The 17,763-nt window shown below is 39.5% G+C and carries 9 protein-coding genes; all 9 read right to left on the bottom strand.

Annotated features, from left to right (window positions below):
• Window positions 1–104 precede the first annotated feature (104 nt).
• Window positions 105–1,055: a pectinesterase family protein gene (locus QM481_RS13670; RefSeq protein ID WP_283382151.1), complete on the bottom strand. Its 951-nt coding sequence runs from the start codon at window positions 1,053–1,055 to the stop codon at window positions 105–107.
• Between the two features lie 60 nt (window positions 1,056–1,115).
• Window positions 1,116–5,477: a pectinesterase family protein gene (locus QM481_RS13665; RefSeq protein WP_283382150.1), complete on the bottom strand. Its 4,362-nt coding sequence runs from the start codon at window positions 5,475–5,477 to the stop codon at window positions 1,116–1,118.
• Between the two features lie 334 nt (window positions 5,478–5,811).
• Complete coding sequence (gene pelA, locus QM481_RS13660; protein WP_283382149.1) at window positions 5,812–6,888, bottom strand: pectate lyase; 1,077 nt, start codon at window positions 6,886–6,888, stop codon at window positions 5,812–5,814.
• A 48-nt stretch (window positions 6,889–6,936) separates the two neighbouring features.
• Complete coding sequence (locus tag QM481_RS13655; protein WP_283382148.1) at window positions 6,937–8,598, bottom strand: DUF4957 domain-containing protein; 1,662 nt, start codon at window positions 8,596–8,598, stop codon at window positions 6,937–6,939.
• Between the two features lie 133 nt (window positions 8,599–8,731).
• Window positions 8,732–10,549 (bottom strand): RagB/SusD family nutrient uptake outer membrane protein, encoded by a 1,818-nt coding sequence (locus QM481_RS13650; protein WP_283382147.1) that lies wholly within the window; start codon window positions 10,547–10,549, stop codon window positions 8,732–8,734.
• Between the two features lie 85 nt (window positions 10,550–10,634).
• Entirely contained in the window at window positions 10,635–14,255 is a 3,621-nt protein-coding gene (locus tag QM481_RS13645; protein ID WP_283382146.1) for a SusC/RagA family TonB-linked outer membrane protein, read from the bottom strand.
• Window positions 14,256–14,501: 246 nt separating this feature from the next.
• Window positions 14,502–15,548 (bottom strand): FecR family protein, encoded by a 1,047-nt coding sequence (locus QM481_RS13640; protein WP_283382145.1) that lies wholly within the window; start codon window positions 15,546–15,548, stop codon window positions 14,502–14,504.
• Between the two features lie 108 nt (window positions 15,549–15,656).
• A complete protein-coding gene (locus tag QM481_RS13635) occupies window positions 15,657–16,244 on the bottom strand; it encodes an RNA polymerase sigma-70 factor (RefSeq protein WP_166552570.1) in 588 nt (195 codons plus the stop codon).
• Window positions 16,245–16,369: 125 nt separating this feature from the next.
• Window positions 16,370–17,488: an FUSC family protein gene (locus tag QM481_RS13630; RefSeq protein WP_283382144.1), complete on the bottom strand. Its 1,119-nt coding sequence runs from the start codon at window positions 17,486–17,488 to the stop codon at window positions 16,370–16,372.
• Window positions 17,489–17,763 lie beyond the last annotated feature (275 nt).

The raw sequence follows: 17,763 nt of genomic DNA, 5'->3' as shown, positions 1-17,763 counted from the left end.
GTTATAACGCTTTAAGTACTAAGCTATAGGCATTAGGCGAAAAAGCTTCAATGATTTCATGAGCTAACTTTTAGCATAAAGCCTATAGCTTAAAACAGGTAAAATTATTCATCAACCTTCCAATCTCCGAAAATATTTTCTTTGGTATATTTTTTGGCATCCTCCTCTGTGAGTTGATGTGACCATTTAACTCGCTTCGAAGTTTCAGCACCAATGCCTGTATTTTTGTATTCGGCATAATACGAAGTTGTTTCATTGGATACTTTGTCCCAATTGTTCCAACCTTCAGGTTTTACTTGTTTGTCGAGCACCGACTCCATGATTACCACCTTTGCATACGGTCGCCAGGGTCTACCTAAGTAAAAAGTATTTGCTTGCGCACTACCAGTAAAAGTACAATTCTTAAAAACGTAGCCGTATTCTTTGTTTTGAGGAGTGGAAGCAGCCGTGTAATAGCCATCATTTTTGGCGTAAATAGTACATTTTTCAAATAAAGCTGTAGACGAACCAAAGATAAAATCGACTGTTCCCTCGATATAGCAATTGTAGTAATATTGTCGACTTTCGTAACCATAAGTGTACAAAGTATCTTGAAAACCTAAAAATCTACAATTTCTGAACTGTACCTTATCGCCCTTTACCCAAACTGCAACCGCTTGCCCGACAGGACCAGCGGTATTTTGGAAAGTAATATTCTGTGCCGAAAACTCATTGCCAAATACATAAAACCCTGACGAACCTGTAGTCCCTTTCTCCTCTCCGAAGATATTTTTCTTTTGGGCAAAATCATCATATTGGATAATCGTTTCGGTCAGGCTCTCTCCTATGATTTTCACCATTGCTTTGGATTCAGCAAGCACTAATTTTTCTTGATAAATCCCCTTTTTGATGTAAATCGTCGTAGGTTTTTTACGAAAATCAGGCACAGCATTAAATGCTTCTTGTACAGTTCGAAATTGCCCAGAGCCATCTTGTGCCACCACAAAATCATACTTTTGAGCAGTTGACCAAAAGGTCATCAATAGTAATAAGCCTATTAAAATCTTTGTTTTCATATTTATTTCGTCTACCTCAGAAAATCTGAGGACTATTTGAAGGTTTTGCACTAAAACTAACTACTCCTTGACCAGCTTTTTTGCAGCTTTTTTTTCACCAGTACTCCATTCGACCAGATACACACCAGATGGCAAGCCTTGCAAACTTAGGGTTGTTGTGGTAGTATGTCCATTCAATGATTGAGATACTTTGCTATTGCCTTGCAAATCGATGAGGCGCAATTCAGCTTTTTCGGCAGGATGAGATACCTGTACTTCATTGACGCTTGGATTAGGACTGAGCAGTAAGGCATGATTTCCTATTTCATCGATACCCAAAGGTTTTGTGACAATACCCTTCAAATTTACCGTTATATCTTGTACTCCAGTAGCCTTGTGCGTGATGGTTCCTGTATAATTACCAGCGGTACTTGCCGTAAAACGAACATAAACTTTGGTTGAAACCATCCCATTCGTTGGCGTAATTTTCAGGATAGAGGCTGCATTCACCCATGTCGTTTTGTCTAAGGATAGTTCAAAAAAAGCAGAAGGAATTAATTGAATTTCACCTTGTAGATTTTCGGCTGTTACGGTATAGCTTTGAGGCTCATTGGTCATTCCAATCATATAATTAAAATCTTGGAGTGCCTGAGTCAGTGCCATAGCAGGTTTTAGGATAGCCTTACTAACTCCTAAAAGCTCTAAATCTTTGATTTTGGCATAACGACCCGCACTTGAACTACCAGTACTATAATAAAGACGAAACGTTAGAGAATCTCCTGCTACCAGATTAATACCTGTGGAACCATTGAGGGCAAATTGATAGCGAGTAACTGTCGAACTTGGCTCAGCATTGGGTATAATTGGCGTAGTAAACTTGCCATTAGCTCCTGCAACAAGTGGGATACCTGCCAATAAACCAGCAGTTGCTTCGGATGAATCACTTTTGAATCCAGTTTTTGAAAATACCAAAGCAAACTTACCTGTTGCAGCGGCATATAAAGCTGTTTTCAGCTGTAAAGAATCTACTCTGAGTGTATAATCAGTATTACATTTAATTACAATTTGCTCGTACGAACCTCTGTAAAGGTTATTGCCCCAGCCACCACCTGCGGTAGTCCATAAGCCTCCACCATCGGCAGATGGTGCAAAAGCTTGACCATGCAAAGCAGAGTAAGCAGGAATCACCGAGCCGTTCGAGAGATACAATCTTTTTAGGGAAGGTTTGCTAACTGTTATCCCTTTGGCACGAACAGCGGCACTATCCGCATCGGATATGCTCATAGACCATAATGCCAATCGTTGTGAAAAAGCCAATGCTTCTGTCTGGGTAATACCAGTCAATTGCAAGGTTTTAGTAATAGCTCCTGTACTCGCATGAGTAATAGTGCCTGTGTAGCTCCCTGCTGTTTTGGCATTGAGCCTAATCAATACTGAGGTAGTTGCTACAATTCCACTAGTTGGGCTGAGCGAAACGGTCGAGGTATTCCAAGTTTTTCCTGCATCTATAGAAACCTCAAAATTGGTAGGTACAGTTATGGTGAGCGCGGATGGTAAATTTTCACCTGCTACGGTATATACCTGCGCCGCTGATGGTGTGCCTAGTCCTTGTAAAAAATCCGCAGGTGTTCCGTTGAGTGTGATTGTAGGCAAAGATGTTACCGAAACAGTATCTGTATTAAACTCTTTAAAACCATTTTTAGTCGCTTTAATGACGTAGTAATAGGTTTTTCCTGCCTCTGGAGCATTATCATTGGTGGTATAATTCCAAAGCGTATCAGTAGTGCTGGTAATATCTTTGATTTTGACAAAATTGGTTTTCGTATCTACACTTCGATAAACTGAGAATTGAATATCTTTCATGTTCCAAGCGGTATTCCAAGCAAAAGTCGTTGGGGTAGATAAATTAGCTCCTTTGATAACTTTAAAATTTAACATGACCAACTCCCCTTTCGTTGTTGGACAAACATTAGCTATTGAACAAGGATCCCAAGTGCCAAATATTTTCGAATTATCATAATAAACCAAAGCTTGAGCATCTGTCAACTGTTTTGACCAAGAAACCCTTTTACTAACATCTGCCAAAGCACCATTAAATCCTTTGGGCTTATACTCGGCATAGGTAATCAAACTCGTATTAGTTCCTGCATCCCAAACAGACCAACCCTCTGGTTTAACTATCTTATTTCCATAAATACTATTCAAAAAAACAACCTTATTCCCTTTCTTAGCAGCATCGGCTGTACCTGCGTCATTTTGCCAAGGACGTCCCAATACATAGGAAGTAACCCCATTATTGGCAGGCAAAATAGTATTTCTAAATATATAACCATACGTTTGAGTAGTTGGCGTATTAGCTGCTGTGATATAGCTACCCGCTAATTTATCGACACGGTCTTTGGCATATACGATACAAGAATCAAAAATGGCGGTGGCACTACCAAAAATAAAATCAACCACTCCGTCGATGTAAGTATCTTTGAAATACTGGCGCTTTCCGTCACCATTACTTAATACTGTATCTTGACCTCCTAGGAAAATACATGATTTCACGACGGTTTTGTCTCCTTCTAACGAAATAGCTAATGCCTGTGGAGAGTCGCCTGTTGTATTTTCTACCGTTAAATTCCACAACCCACAGTTATCTGACTTAATCGTCAAAGTTCCAGAGGTACTTGTTCCATACGTTCCACCTGCGGGATTTGCTTTTCCTGAATAATCATTCCAAGAGATAATAGTCTTGGCTGCACTTTCACCAATCAAATAAATAAATGGCTTGTTAGAAGGAATATTAACTTTCTCAAGATATTTTCCATTCTTAATAAAAATCCGAAAAGGTGCTGTACTATTGACAGGAGCGACATCTATTGCGGCTTGGAGTGTTTTGTGAGAACCTGTTCCGTCCAGTGCTACCACTGCGTCGTATCCCATCAAGTCAACTGTTTTTGTTCCTCCCAGAATTTCTCCCGTTCCTGTATCTTTACTTATACCATTCAAGAAGTTTTCTAGTTGTGTATAGCCGTTCGGGACAATCTTGTTTCCATCCGTAGCATCTTTAGGATTTAGACCATTAGACAATTCCCAAATATCATCCATCCCATCTTTGTCCGCATCCGTATAAGCGGTATTGCTGCCATATTTAGGAATTCCACCAACATTGGTAGGACTATCAATAATTCCTGAAGGGTGAGTAATTCCAGCACTGGTGACTAAAGCATAAGTAGCGCCTTCATACGTAGCAGTTCCCGTACGGGTTTCACGAGTAATACGAAGGTCGATGGCGTCACGACGTGGTAAAATAGCTCCAGCGCTATCCAATACTCTCAAATATGCCTCTTCGGCAGTGTGGGTACGAACGGGTGCTGTGTCAAAAGGTTTTTCTTGCCGAGCTGCCTTGATGAGTGCATCTGCATTGACGTAACTATCTTTCTGTACACCCTTTGTCCAGTTGTCGGCCGTCACATCAGGATACCCAGCCACATAGTTGCCATCAATGTAAAACTTCCCTCCCCAAGTGGTGTCTGTACCATCAACATAGAAGTTAGTATAATTTAAAATACGATTTCTTTTATTGGAGGCCGAACTGGTGGTCAAGTTACCTGGCGTTGCAGGACCAGCTTTGTAGTAGTTGTTCACCATATTGATTTTGCCCCCTTCTCCTCCATAAGAAGAGTTGATATTTCCCCAGTTATACACCACGTTATTACGATAATCTACTAGTTCATCAGCTGGGTCGTATGGCACATACCCTTTTCTTGCACCACCAAATCGTGGGTTTCGCGAGGAATGATGTGCTAAAAGGTTATGGTGAAAAGTAGCATTTGCTCCTCCCCAAATCCCTGCATAACCATGAATCCCTTTATCATGCTTTGAGTTATATAAGCTTTCGCTCAAAATAGACCATTGTAAGGTAAAATTTCGAATGCCATAAAATGTCCCCGTTTCATCTATCGACCAGCTCAACGAGCAGTGATCGACAATAATATTCTGAAACGGGCCATTCCAACTATTCATGGCATCATCTTCAGAAGCATTTTCATCGCCAAAACGACAACGAAGAAATCGGACGATTATATCCGATGCCGAAATATTAAGGGTATATCCTGTAATACAAATCCCATCTCCTGGAGCTGTTTGACCTGCAATCGTAATATTATTTTGTTTGATTACAAGTCTACTTTTTAGTTTTATTTCTCCCGAAACTTTAAAAATAATAGTTCGATTGGGTTGGCTTATGGCGTCACGTAAACTACCAACACCCGAATCGTTGAGGTTCGTTACTTCATATACGCTACCTCCACGACCACCCTTGGCAAAGCGCCCACCACCTTCAGCAGTAGGAAAAGCAAGTTGTTGAGCTTTAATTTCCGACAATAAACACAATATGAGAGCAGCAAGTGAAAAAATACATTTTCTCACTTGAAAGAAAGAAGAAATTTTCATTTTGAATAGGTTTTAAATAGGGTCTGAGCTTTCGGGTATCAGCATTGGACTATTGCTAAAAAGCTCTCAAAATAGTAATAACAAAATCATTTCTATGACATAATGACTGAGCTTAGAGTATGTTTAAAATTTTATTTGGTATTTATCGGAAAAACAAAATTTCCCTTCGCCACTCCTTACTTTTCTTGTCTTGACACAAGAAAAGTAACCGCAGCGGCGGCCGCAAAAGAAAGTCAAGAAATCCTAAACTCGCCTGCGGCTCAAACAATAGGATTTCAGAAAAACAAATACATACCTTTTCATTTTCAATGACTTCTAAAATTAAAACATAGTCTTACTTATTCCATTTGGCAAGCCATTTTGGATAATCAACTTCAATGAGTTTTTTAGGCCATTCGCCGTAGTAACCGTATCCAATGCGACGTTCATGTTCGATTTCGGCTAATGTTGCTTTGGGTACACTATCACGACCAACAAAGAAGGGCTTATTGGTTTCTAAATCGTAAAATCTTGCCCAAATTTCTCCATTAGGGTCTGCTATTACGACACGGTCTTTGCCTTTTGGAAGCGCTGGTGCAGGTATGTCTTCTACTTTTATTCCTTTGATTTTTACCGATTCCAGATACGCAACAGCCGCCTTTACAGATTGCTTGATTTCTTCAGAAGGGTTTTTAATGGTCATTAAAAAGTTAATGATTCCAACTGACTCAGCACCACTCATTGATGGTAACTCAAATTTTCGTGCCTTGGCTGGTTTTAGGGTGAGTCTGTCATGTTGAGCACACCAAACGGTGAGGGTTCCATTTTGGCGAACTTGCGTATTCAAGATACAACGGACTCCTCGGTCAACTGCTAGTTGTGCTAAAGGTCTCAAAGCTGGTGAAATATTGGCATATTCATCTTTCGCTTCTGCTGTACTTCTCATCACTTTCATGACATCTATCATGGCATTGTCATTGTAAGTAATATGCTTATGATAACCAGAAGTATCAGGATAAAACTGCCCCCAACCACCTGCTTTATTTTGAGCTTCTAACAGGTATTTGATACCTCTTTCGGCTGATTGTAAATAAGTAGGATTTTGGGTTTGAGTATAGGCTTTTACTAAAGTGGTAATCTCTCTAGTAGTTGCTTTGTCGTCGATGGTGGTATCATATACTTTTTTTTCGGCCAAAAGTTTTTTCTTAAGTTCCGGCTTAATAGTAAGTGAATAATTAATAGCATCTCCGCCAGGTTGTGGCCAACCGCCATTATCTCTTTGGTACAGAAGCATCCTTTCTGCTACAGAATCTTTAGGATATTCTGTAGCAACTGTTTGAACAGCCGTAGATTGTGTTTTAGCAGTATGACAAGCTAGAAATAGACAAGGAAGAAAGCTTAAGAAACTTAAAGCAAAGGATTTTTTCATCATAATCTTTGGAAGGAAAAAAGCCCCCGAAAATTCGGGGGCAGTCAAGTTTTATTTCACTCTCCAACGAGGGTCACCACTGTCGCGACGACCAGAGAATGCGGTATCTTTAAAATTGAAGTTTAATCCTGAATAAGGACTCACCCACAAATCTGTTGCTTTTTTAGCATACGTAAGCGACGGTAACCCTGGGATTTCTGTACCAACCACATAGCCAAAATCACTTGTTGTGTAGGTATTAAGCACAGTAAAGGTCGTAGTTTCTAAACCTGCTGATTTTCCACGTACTGTCAACAAGCTAGTTCCAGCCTGATCCCAAGCGTGACCAAAAATACAGTTGCTAATATGAATACCTCCTGTTACGTTGCTACGAACACCCGCAGTACCTCTCCATTGGAACAGCGAACCTTGGTTTGTAGCAATCTCGCTCAAAGTACAATCTTCGACAACTACTGATTTTGAATTTTGTCGAGAAACTAAGAAGATGTTGATTTTACTGAAAGTTGACGTTTGCAATAAGATATTATCAACTGCTGCTTGTGCATCGCCATCGGTATCGGTTGTTAAAACACCATATCCGCCGATTTGATACACAATTGAATTTTTAATGATATAATTCGTGATAAATACCTTTGCACGGATACGTAATATACCACGCATATTAGACATGATACAGTTGTCAAAGGACAATTCTCCTATGGTAGTAGTCGTAGCCAAGTTAGGGTTAAAGATATAACTACCCGCAATATCAGCCCCAATGAATTCAATATTTGAGAATTTAAGATATTTGATTGAAGCACCATTTGCAATGTTACCTCCGCCCGACGTTGTGATAATGGTTTTCTGATCACCAAATCCATAAGCACTGGTAACGGTTACAGACTTATCAAAGTTGTTAGTAGGCATTACATAAGTAGCTCCTTTTTTCAAAACAATAATCCCACCTTCTACTACGCTGGTCAACGCATTATTTAACGCATTTGGGTCATCGTTTTCAGATAAGTCAATCACTCCAGGCTGAGAGGTGTCTACAGCACGTTGGATAGTTGTATAATTATCCCAACCACGAATAGCTCCATCGGCACTGTAAATAGCTAATTGATAAGTAGTCAAAGGAGCCAATTTGCTAATAATTTTTGCTCCCGCTTTTTGCTCTGCATCAGTGACATCATACGATGCTAATGGCGTTGCAAGTTTTAAATCCGTTTTAGCAAAAACCTTAATTTTAGCAATAACCGTTGAACCCGTTGTCCAACGCACACGAGCTGCCACGTCAATCACGTCAGAAGCCGTTGGGGTAGTCATAATGGTAGGGAACTTCTCAGTTCTTACTCCACCCAAATCTGACAGTTTACTATCGTATTGGGTATTGGCAGCATGAGCGGTAGCTCTAACTTGATATTGTGTATTCCAGAACAACGACTCCCCTTTCAACAAGGTTTGGTCAACTACTACGTAATTGGTATCCACATCAACTTTGTAGTCTACCGTTTTGAAAGTGTCTCTACTCACCTCCACGGTGTAGCCCACTGCAGCTTTGATATTGGCCATATTTACGATAATCGTATTGTTTTTGGCCGAAAGATCTTTATTTAAAACAGGGCGAAATAAGCGCGTTTCCGCAGTAATCTCTTCTTCGGGTTTGCAAGCAAAAAGTAAACCCAAAGCCGATACTGCTAACAAGATACTCTGTTTGATATATGACTTTTTCATAAATTTTCTTTGTTAAAAAAGCTCTTGAAATAAAGGACTCCCTTGTGTGGGCTCCTGTTCATTTAAGAAAACCAATTGTATTAATTGAATGCAACAAACCAATGATGAGCCTATTGCATTCAACTTTACAAACCTAAAATCCGTATCCATCATTTGCCAATTTACCTTGACTATTTGTGATGGCTTCGGCAGGAATAGGGAAAATATAACGAGATACACCTGCTACAGGTCCATTATAATATTTCTCCCAATCTTTGATAATCCAATCTGCATAGGTCGTTGGCGTTGGTTTCAAACTTGCCAAGAACGATATTCGTGTCCAAGTGGCATCTGGCGTACCCACATATTTACGGCTTGGGTTCAACAACTTGAACGTTCCGCTTGCATCACGCTTCCAATACATATAATCTGGCAATTCAGAGAATTTACCTGTTCCTGTCTGAGCAGCATCTGCCATCAATTTCAAGTCGTCCACCATTTGTTTCATCTTTGGTGCATATAAGTTCCAGCGAATCAATTCGTATTTACGAATCATTTCACCGCCAAACTCCCAAGCTCTTTCATCTACAATGGCATTAAAGAAACTTTGTTTCGAAGCTGATATTGATTTAACATAAGCATCTACTTTAGTAGGCCAATTCGCTGAGGCAAAAGCACGCTGACGAACACGTTTTAAGGCATTTTGGGCAATTTCGGTCGGACCATTTAATTCGTTTTCGGCTTCAGCCAACATCAATAATACGTCCGAATAGCGCATCATTGGCCAGTTGATACCAGTACCTTTAGCAGTAGAAGCTCCAGGAGCTTTGTCCAAAAACCAACGACTCCATTTGCCTTGAGCAATGTTCATCGAGTTGGTTACAAATACTGCCTGAGCACTCGTATTGATTTTGTAGAAAGCACAAGTTACATCACGACGAACGTCCAAAGTATCGAATGAGAAATAATACGTTGGAGGAATCGCCATATAGTTATTACCCGAACCATAGCTGTGAGCTGCCGTTGTACCACCTTCTACGGTAATACCGATATTCCAACCCACATCACCATTACCAATGGCAAATGGTACTTCAAATAATACATCACTGTTGGAAGGAGTCACAAATTTTGATTCATTCAAGAATACTTGTTTGAAATCTGTCGGCAAAGCACGGTCTTTCAACGTAACCAATTTTTCAGTATAGGTCTTTGCAATTTTGTAGTAATCCAAATAGTCAGATTTACGCTCCATTTGCATAGCTGGAGTCAAGAAATACCCTCCACGCTGAAGTGCCAAACGAGCAATCATCCCCATGGTGTATTCACGGTTGATTTGTTCAATACTGTAGCTATTTTGGTCAGCCCAAAGCATTTTATCCTCAATTTTGATAAGGTCATCAATGACTTGTGATAAAATTACATTACGGTCTTCTTTAGGTAAGAAAAAGTTGTTTCCTGCCTTTGGAGCTTGACGCACATTAGGTACATCTCCAAAATACAAAGTCAGCATACTGTACCAATACGCACGCATGGTATAAGCTTCACCCAGCATCTGGTACATTTTTCTTGAAGTAGCCGCGTCAGTAGATTTTAGCGCATCGCTAGCTTCAATTCCCTCGATAGCAATATTACAGTTACGAATCGAAGTGTAGGCTGCATTCCATACAATACGAAGGTCGCCATTGGTAGCGAGGGCATTCAAATCCCAAATTTGATAACGGTCAGCAGTACTGCTCCAGCCACTTTGGTGCTCGATGTCAGTATTACCTGCCATGTTATTTGAAAGACGAGAACGAAACGCATCTTGACCAAATGATTCATAAATAGCATTTACACCTTTACGAGCATCATCTGGGTTTGAATAAATATAGTTTACATCAAAAGTTGATAATGAATCAGGTTCTAAAAAGTCTTTACATGACGTTAGAAAACCAGAAGCTATCACTGCGAGTATGAGGAATTTCTTTTTCATAATACATTGAATAGACTTTTGCCGAGGCTTGAGTCTGATTTTAGGTTAAACACACCAAAAGTTCAATTCAAACTTTTAACAAAGGCTAGAAAGTAATATTTACACCAAGTGTATATGAGCGGCTACGTGGGAAAGATGAATAATCTACCCCAGGTGTCAAACCTGAATAACCACTTCTGGTAGTACTAACTTCGGGATCATAGCCAGAGTATTTCGACCACAGATAGAGGTTGTTACCTGTGAAATAAATTCTGAACTGAGACATCCCAAGCTTTGCAATAAGGTGCTTAGGAATAGAGTAACCAATGTTTAGATTGTTCAAACGAATAAATGAACCATCTTCAAGTGCCCAGTCAGAAATAACCGCTTGTGCATCAGACAAGCCAAGTGGTGACCAGATTGTCTTATTAGCATTTAGTTGTCTTAATTGCTCCAAATCAGTCACAATTTCACCTGGTGTTCCTGTGTATTTTCCATCTACATCCAAATAAGTAAAGCGGTTGTTGATGCTCATCATATCAGTTAAGTTACCGTAAGTCACACGACGGAACTGGTTGTATTGGATTTTACCTGTATTATAAATTTTGTTACCATAAGACCAGTTGAAGAAGATAGAAGCATCGAAGTTTTTGTAACGACCATTAAATCCAAAACCACCTTGTGCTTTTGGTAAAGTGTTACCGATTACCTGACGGTCTAAGCTGTTTACGACTCCGTCACCGTTGGTATCCTTCAATTTCATAAAACCTGGACGGATAGAGGTATTCCCCGTAATTGCAGTCGAGTTAGTTACGCCATCTTTCAAGATATATTTTTTGGCTACAGCATCGTAACCAGAGAAGTCATCTATTTTGTAGAAACCATCTGCTACATATCCATACACATCTCCCAATGTACCTCCTACTTTCACATAGAAGTCATCTTGGTCACGCAAGTCGGTACTTGCCCAGTTAGATTGGAAGAAACGCTCCTGAGTTCCATCCAATGCTTCTACCTTAGCTTTGTTGATACCGAAGTTTAAGTTTACAGAAAATGATGCCTCTGGTTTGTCAATGATATATCCTGTCAATGACAATTCAACCCCACGGTTTGAAGTACTACCTACGTTATTCCATTGTTTGGTAAAACCTGAGCTCGAAGGAATCGCAGATTGCAATAACAAATTGCTTGTTTTGTTATGATACAAATCCAAACTACCTACCAAACGTTGCTTGAAGAAACCAAAATCAAGACCTACGTTTTGGTTGATGGTCGTTTCCCAAACTAAGTTCGGATTATATAATGTAGTTCCTGTTGGGGTATAATATACGTTGTCAACATTGCCAAAACCTGGTCCTCTCAAAGTTGTTGCTTCAAACAAGAATTGTGTAGCCGTAGCATCGATACGGTCGTTACCTGTTGCACCATAAGAAACACGAAGTTTCAACTCATCGAGGTCACGCATTTGTTTCAACAACTTAGTTTCAGACAATTTCCATCCTAATGCTACAGCAGGGAAGAATCCCAAACGATTGGCAGCACTAAATTTACTTGAAGCATCTGCACGGAATGTCAAAGCTGCTAAATAGCGGTCTTTGAACTGGTAATTGATACGTCCAAATCCTGATACACGATTTTGGTCGGTATTTTCAGTCGTGTATTGGCGGTCGGTGCGACCAAACGACATATTAGCGAATAGCTCTTCAGGCGTAATAGAAGCACGGAAATCTTCGCCGCGTAAGAAACTCGTATTTCCACCTGTTGTATAAACCTCATGACCCAACAAGAAATCTAGCTTGTGAGCACCCAAACCCTTCATTTGATAATTCAAGGTATTCAACCAACGCAATGAGTTTATCTCATAGTTAGTTTTTTCACCAATAGGCAAACTACTACCGTTGTTGAAGGATTCACTAGTTAATGGGCCATAGTAACGTAAAACTTTGTCATACGATTTTGAGCTTGTTAATGTTGTTTTAAAATCTAAGCCTTTAATAATTGACCAACTCAAACCTGCATTCAATACATAGTCTTGAGTTGTACGTTTACGCCAGTCTTGTGCTACTAATTTTTTAGGATTTACCAATGCCAATAAGAATGAAGCAAAATCGTCGTCACTGCTTGCTGTGGTCAAATCAATATCCAAAGCATCGGCAATACCATTGGTTGGACGAGTCTGAACGGCATCCTTGATGTTCAACTGTGCCGAGCCCGAAGTACCTGCTCCGTCGATTACGGTGTTCGTGATACGAGCCGAAGCATCAAATTTTAACTTCTTGCTAATATTTTGATTAATCTTAAAGTTGATAACATTACGAGTATAGCCCGAACCTGTCAACAAGCCTTGGTCTGTGTTGTTGGTCAAACTCAAACTAAAGGTTGTCATTTCAGTACCGCCACTAATACTAACGTTGTGAGATTGTGTAGTACGAGGAGCGCCAAAAAGTTCTTTCTGCCAATCTGTGCCTTTTTTACCTTGATACAAATCATAGTCGCCATATTTACCAAAGAATTTCTCCATATTAGCTACGTCTGTAGTACCACGTAATTTGGCTCTTTCGTAGTTCACTAAAACGTATTCGTAAGGAGAAAGTACTTTGTAGGCACGGTCAGAAGGTAAGGTTTTCAACTGCATAAAACCATTATACGAAACCGTTGTACGACCTGCTTTTGGTCTTTTGGTTGTAATAACAACTACCCCGTTAGAAGCTTGTGCTCCATAAATAGCCGTAGCTGCTGCATCTTTCAATACGTTGATACTTTCAATATCTGAAGGTGGTACATCTTTGATGCTACTTACGATAAAACCATCCACAACATATAAAGGAGAGTTATCTTGAGTAATTGAGCCACCACCACGAACACGAATTACGACATCGGCATCTGGCGAACCATCGGTTGTAACAACACTTACCCCAGCCATACGACCTGTCATAGCTTGTGCCGCACTGGTGATAGGAATATTTTTAAGGTCACGTGATGACATAGATGCCACTGAACCAGTATTATCTGTTTTTTTGACTACCCCATAACCATCGCTTACCACTGATACTTCGGCAAGCATGCTGTTTTCAGGTGCAAGCGAAATGCTCAACTCACCTTTACCTTCAATGGTTACCTCTTGGGTTTTCATTCCAATAAATGAAAATACCAAAGTGGCACCTTTGGGCGCATTGATACTAAAGCGACCTTGTGAGTCGGTGGTGGCACCATTATTTGTACCTTTTACTTTGACAGTAACTCCTGGAAGAGCGTCGCCAGTTTCTGAATCCATGACTTTTCCTTTAACAGGATCGGCGGCTGGGGCTTTTGTGAGACTGGTTTCGAGCATGGGTGTATTCATTCCCGACTTCTCTTCTAGTCCGTTCGAAGCAGTCAGTACAATAGAATTATGCACCACTTTATAGCTCATGTTGAGAGGATTCAAGAAGCGGTTTAGGACCGTTCTCAGGCTTTCATTGTTGGCAATAAGGCTCAGGTTATTTGCTTGGGTAAGTGTTTGCTTAGAACTAAAGATGAAAGAAACGCCTGATTCTTTCTCTAATTCTTTCAACACACCCTTAATAGTGCTGTTCTTTACTGAAACAGTCACAGGTTTTGCCAAAACTTCTTGCGCGCTGGCATCTTTTGCATAAGATACCACCATAAAGGCAATAGCTATGGCTAACTGAATGACAGTCATCTTCATGATTTTGAAAAATGTTGTCTTAATAAATTGTTTTTCCATAAATTTGCTTTGTACGATTTGGTTGTGAAATCTACAATACCTCTAAAGGCATCTGGTAAATGCTCTTGGAGGCTTACGGGCTTGAAGTGCTGGTAACACTTCAGGCCTTTTTTATAGGTAGCTACTTTATTTAATCGATAGTCTTTGTATGAATAAGAAATCATCTGGTAAATAATTTCTTGCTGGTCATCACACCAAGATTTTTCTTTTAAATAAATCGCTAAAACGGACTATGATACTAATCTTTTATTGGCAACCATCACCTAGTATGATAATTTCATTGCCTTCAATCTGGTAAGTAGCACTAATCGAGCTACAGATAATGTCCATGATTACAGGAAGTCGTTGGTTTTTGAAATTCCCAAATAAGGTACATTTTCTTACAGCGGTGTTGGGTGTTCGGATTACGATTCCGTATTCGTGCTCAATTTGTTCTATTACTTTATCTAAAATTATTTCGTCAAAACTTAGGGTAATAGGTTCCCAAATTTGCTTATGTGTATGTTGCTCAATAGTGAAGTCGTGGGTTTCAACCGTATTTTCTTCTTTCTGAATAACTACTTGTTGTTGAGGAGTAATAATTACCTGATTAACTTTATCTTCATCTTCTTGGTAATTGACTCTCACTTTGCCTGTCACTACCGAAACTTCATATTTGTCTTTACTAGCCGTAGCCACCACATTAAAACTGGTACCAAGTACCATCACATTCAAGCCTTTGTTTTTGACATGAAATGGCTGGTCTTTATTGGGCTTTACATCAAAAAATGCTTCCCCTTCGAGATATACCTCACGAGTAGGCGCACCTTTGACAATTTTATACATAATGCTCGTTGAAGGATTCAGCCAAACTTTACTTCCGTCTGGCAAGCTCACTTCCTGAATAGCTTTTCCTACATTGGTAACCGTTTCCCAAAGGCTTTTTTCTTTAGTAGATAGTGTCGGAATTCCTACCAAACTTTCAATATCACCTTTCGATTGTGGTTGTGTGGCAATACCAATAATGATAGCAATGACTGCTGCCGCTGTCGAAAGCATAAGCCAATTTTGTTTCCACCAATCTTTCCAAACTGAACTTTGCATTTCTTCCTCCTCTGCATCGGGAGTGATACCACGTTCGGCTTGTAAGGATTCCCAAACCTTCTTTTCAATTTTGGGTAAATCTTCTTCCAAAGGCTCGATTTCATCGAAAGCATTGTACCAATCTAAAAGTCTTTCTATTTCTTCAGGAGTATATTTTTCTCTGAGCGACTTGATGATATCGTCATCATCTTTGAATTCAGGATGGCTCATGTTTTATTACTGTTTTTTATCAATAAAGTCTTATCAACTCCTTACATATATAAGTCGTTTCAGAAAAAGACTTCCACTACTCAAATGTGATTTTTTTTTAATATTTTTTTAAAAAAAGAAGAAAAGGATAGGAATCAGGGTATTAGGTGTCAAATATTCGGCCATGCCAGACTTCAAAAGTCGTAGTGCTTTGGCAATGTGGTTTTCTACGGTATTCTCTGAGATACCTAGTTTTTGGGCAATTTCTTTTTGAGATAATCCCGCGCGACTCAACACAAATACCTCTCGGCATTTTTCAGGCAATATCATCAAATTTTCATTATACACACGGAGGGCGTCGGAATAGAGTATATTTTCTTCTGTAGAATTATGCTCTTGGGGAACATAAACTTGATAATCGAGAAAGTTTTGGCGTACGGTATCGTGGTCGAGTGCATCTAACACACGATACTTGACGCTCTTCATTAAGTAGTTAGGTAAATTATCTATGTTTGCTTTATGACGACTGATCCAAAGATTCAAAAATAAATCATGGATAATATCTTCTGTTTGCTGTTCATCGCAAAGACGGCGCTTTACCAAAGCGTATAATTTGGTAAAATATCTACGGTAAATTTCCTCAAAAGCTGCATCGCTATCCTCCATCAAAAGAGATAGTAACTCGGAATCGCTTGATGCCTTTAGAGGTCTGTACATAAGAAAAATAATATTTTATATTAAAAAACTACTTTCAAATGTAGGTTAATCACAAAGCATTCTCCAAATATTACCATTGAATTATTTATGCAAACGTTCCCGATAACGTTTTCTTCTCAACAATGTCAAATCGTTGTTCGGGTCGAATGACGTCTTTGGGTGAGTAATTTAACTCGTTGTATTTGCTTGGCAGTTTGGTATTTAAACTGATTGTGAAACAACAACCAACCGCCCAAAGCTCCTAACAAACTCCCCAAAACAATGTCCAGTAATCGAAAAGTAAAAAGAAGATCCGTATTGTTGAAATAAGGATTGGCAACTTGGGTCAAAAAGATGGTCATGGGTGTAATAAAAATCACTGCCAATACATAATTCCGAACGATTAAAGTTTCAATAATAAACATCAAGGTAACAATACTCAAGCACAAGGTTAGCGGTTGAAGTTGAAAATGTAATATCAGCCAACAAAGACCAAGTCCTAGAGTTGTGCCTAAAATTCGATGAATAATACGTTGTAGCACATGGCGACGGCTAATACCTTGCATAATAGCCAAGCACGATATAGCAACCCAATAAGGGTTTTTCAAAGCGAAAAAATGCCCTATGCCAAGCGATATAATCACAAAGCCACCCACCACCATCGACTGTATCAGGTTATGATAACGCTGACGGCGAACGGTAATCGCTATCGTAACAGGAGGGTGAGTTACAATTTTTTGGGTATTGAGTAGTATCAAGCTGTAAATAAAAGTAATGGTACATGCCAACATGGTTCCCATAGCAATCAAACCAATTTTTTGAGGCATTTCGCTCCAGCCAAATGGCATACAGCTAGCCATTACAGCAATTAATAAAAAGAAGAAGCTCCCTGGTGCTTTCAATTTAAAATGCCCCACTACCCAGTGTACCAACGTAGCATAAATACCCACAACCACCGTCGAAATCCATGGGTTAAAACTAAAGGCTATACCCACTGTAAACGATAATACCATCCCAAAAGAACACACAATCATCGTAATCATTCGATTGGTTAAGGGCAACGAGGGCATATACAAAATCACATGACCTCCCAAACAAACCAATAGCCCGTTGCTCAACTGTCCGAGGTACAAACCCGAAAACAGGGCTACACTAGCACAAAAAGCCGCAATCAGAGGCATGTGCCATGGTCGCTCAGAATGTTTTAGCTCCACTAAGCTTTTGAGCTCAGTCTGCAAAAGGTCTTTGAAGGTAGTTTGCATCATGACAGAAGTTGGGTCTTTTGAGAATTGTTTTACAAAAGAACATAATTCTTAAAAAGCTTAGTTTATGAATTATCCAAAAAATCCCATCTTTCTTGAATTATTTCAAAAACAATCCAAAACAATTCAAAAAACACGAATCATTCAGAATTGCTTGAATGAGTGATTATCATTTCAGCAGTAGAGACGCAATGCTTTGCGTCTTAAGCCAAGTAAAACCTAGCATATTAATGTCAAAAAAGCGGTCGAAAAACAATTTTCGACCGCTTTTTTAATAC

Origin of the sequence: Flectobacillus rivi (assembly GCF_030056655.1) — a bacterium.
In the GTDB taxonomy this organism is placed as follows: domain Bacteria; phylum Bacteroidota; class Bacteroidia; order Cytophagales; family Spirosomataceae; genus Flectobacillus; species Flectobacillus rivi.
This window is presented reverse-complemented; position numbering and strand designations above follow the sequence as displayed.

Coding starts and splice junctions, on each gene's coding strand:
- QM481_RS13670 (WP_283382151.1), bottom strand. CDS start 1,055: ATGAAAACAAAGATTTTAATAGGCTTATTACTATTGATGACCTTTTGG.
- QM481_RS13665 (WP_283382150.1), bottom strand. CDS start 5,477: ATGAAAATTTCTTCTTTCTTTCAAGTGAGAAAATGTATTTTTTCACTT.
- pelA (WP_283382149.1), bottom strand. CDS start 6,888: ATGATGAAAAAATCCTTTGCTTTAAGTTTCTTAAGCTTTCTTCCTTGT.
- QM481_RS13655 (WP_283382148.1), bottom strand. CDS start 8,598: ATGAAAAAGTCATATATCAAACAGAGTATCTTGTTAGCAGTATCGGCT.
- QM481_RS13650 (WP_283382147.1), bottom strand. CDS start 10,549: ATGAAAAAGAAATTCCTCATACTCGCAGTGATAGCTTCTGGTTTTCTA.
- QM481_RS13645 (WP_283382146.1), bottom strand. CDS start 14,255: ATGGAAAAACAATTTATTAAGACAACATTTTTCAAAATCATGAAGATG.
- QM481_RS13640 (WP_283382145.1), bottom strand. CDS start 15,548: ATGAGCCATCCTGAATTCAAAGATGATGACGATATCATCAAGTCGCTC.
- QM481_RS13635 (WP_166552570.1), bottom strand. CDS start 16,244: ATGTACAGACCTCTAAAGGCATCAAGCGATTCCGAGTTACTATCTCTT.
- QM481_RS13630 (WP_283382144.1), bottom strand. CDS start 17,488: ATGATGCAAACTACCTTCAAAGACCTTTTGCAGACTGAGCTCAAAAGC.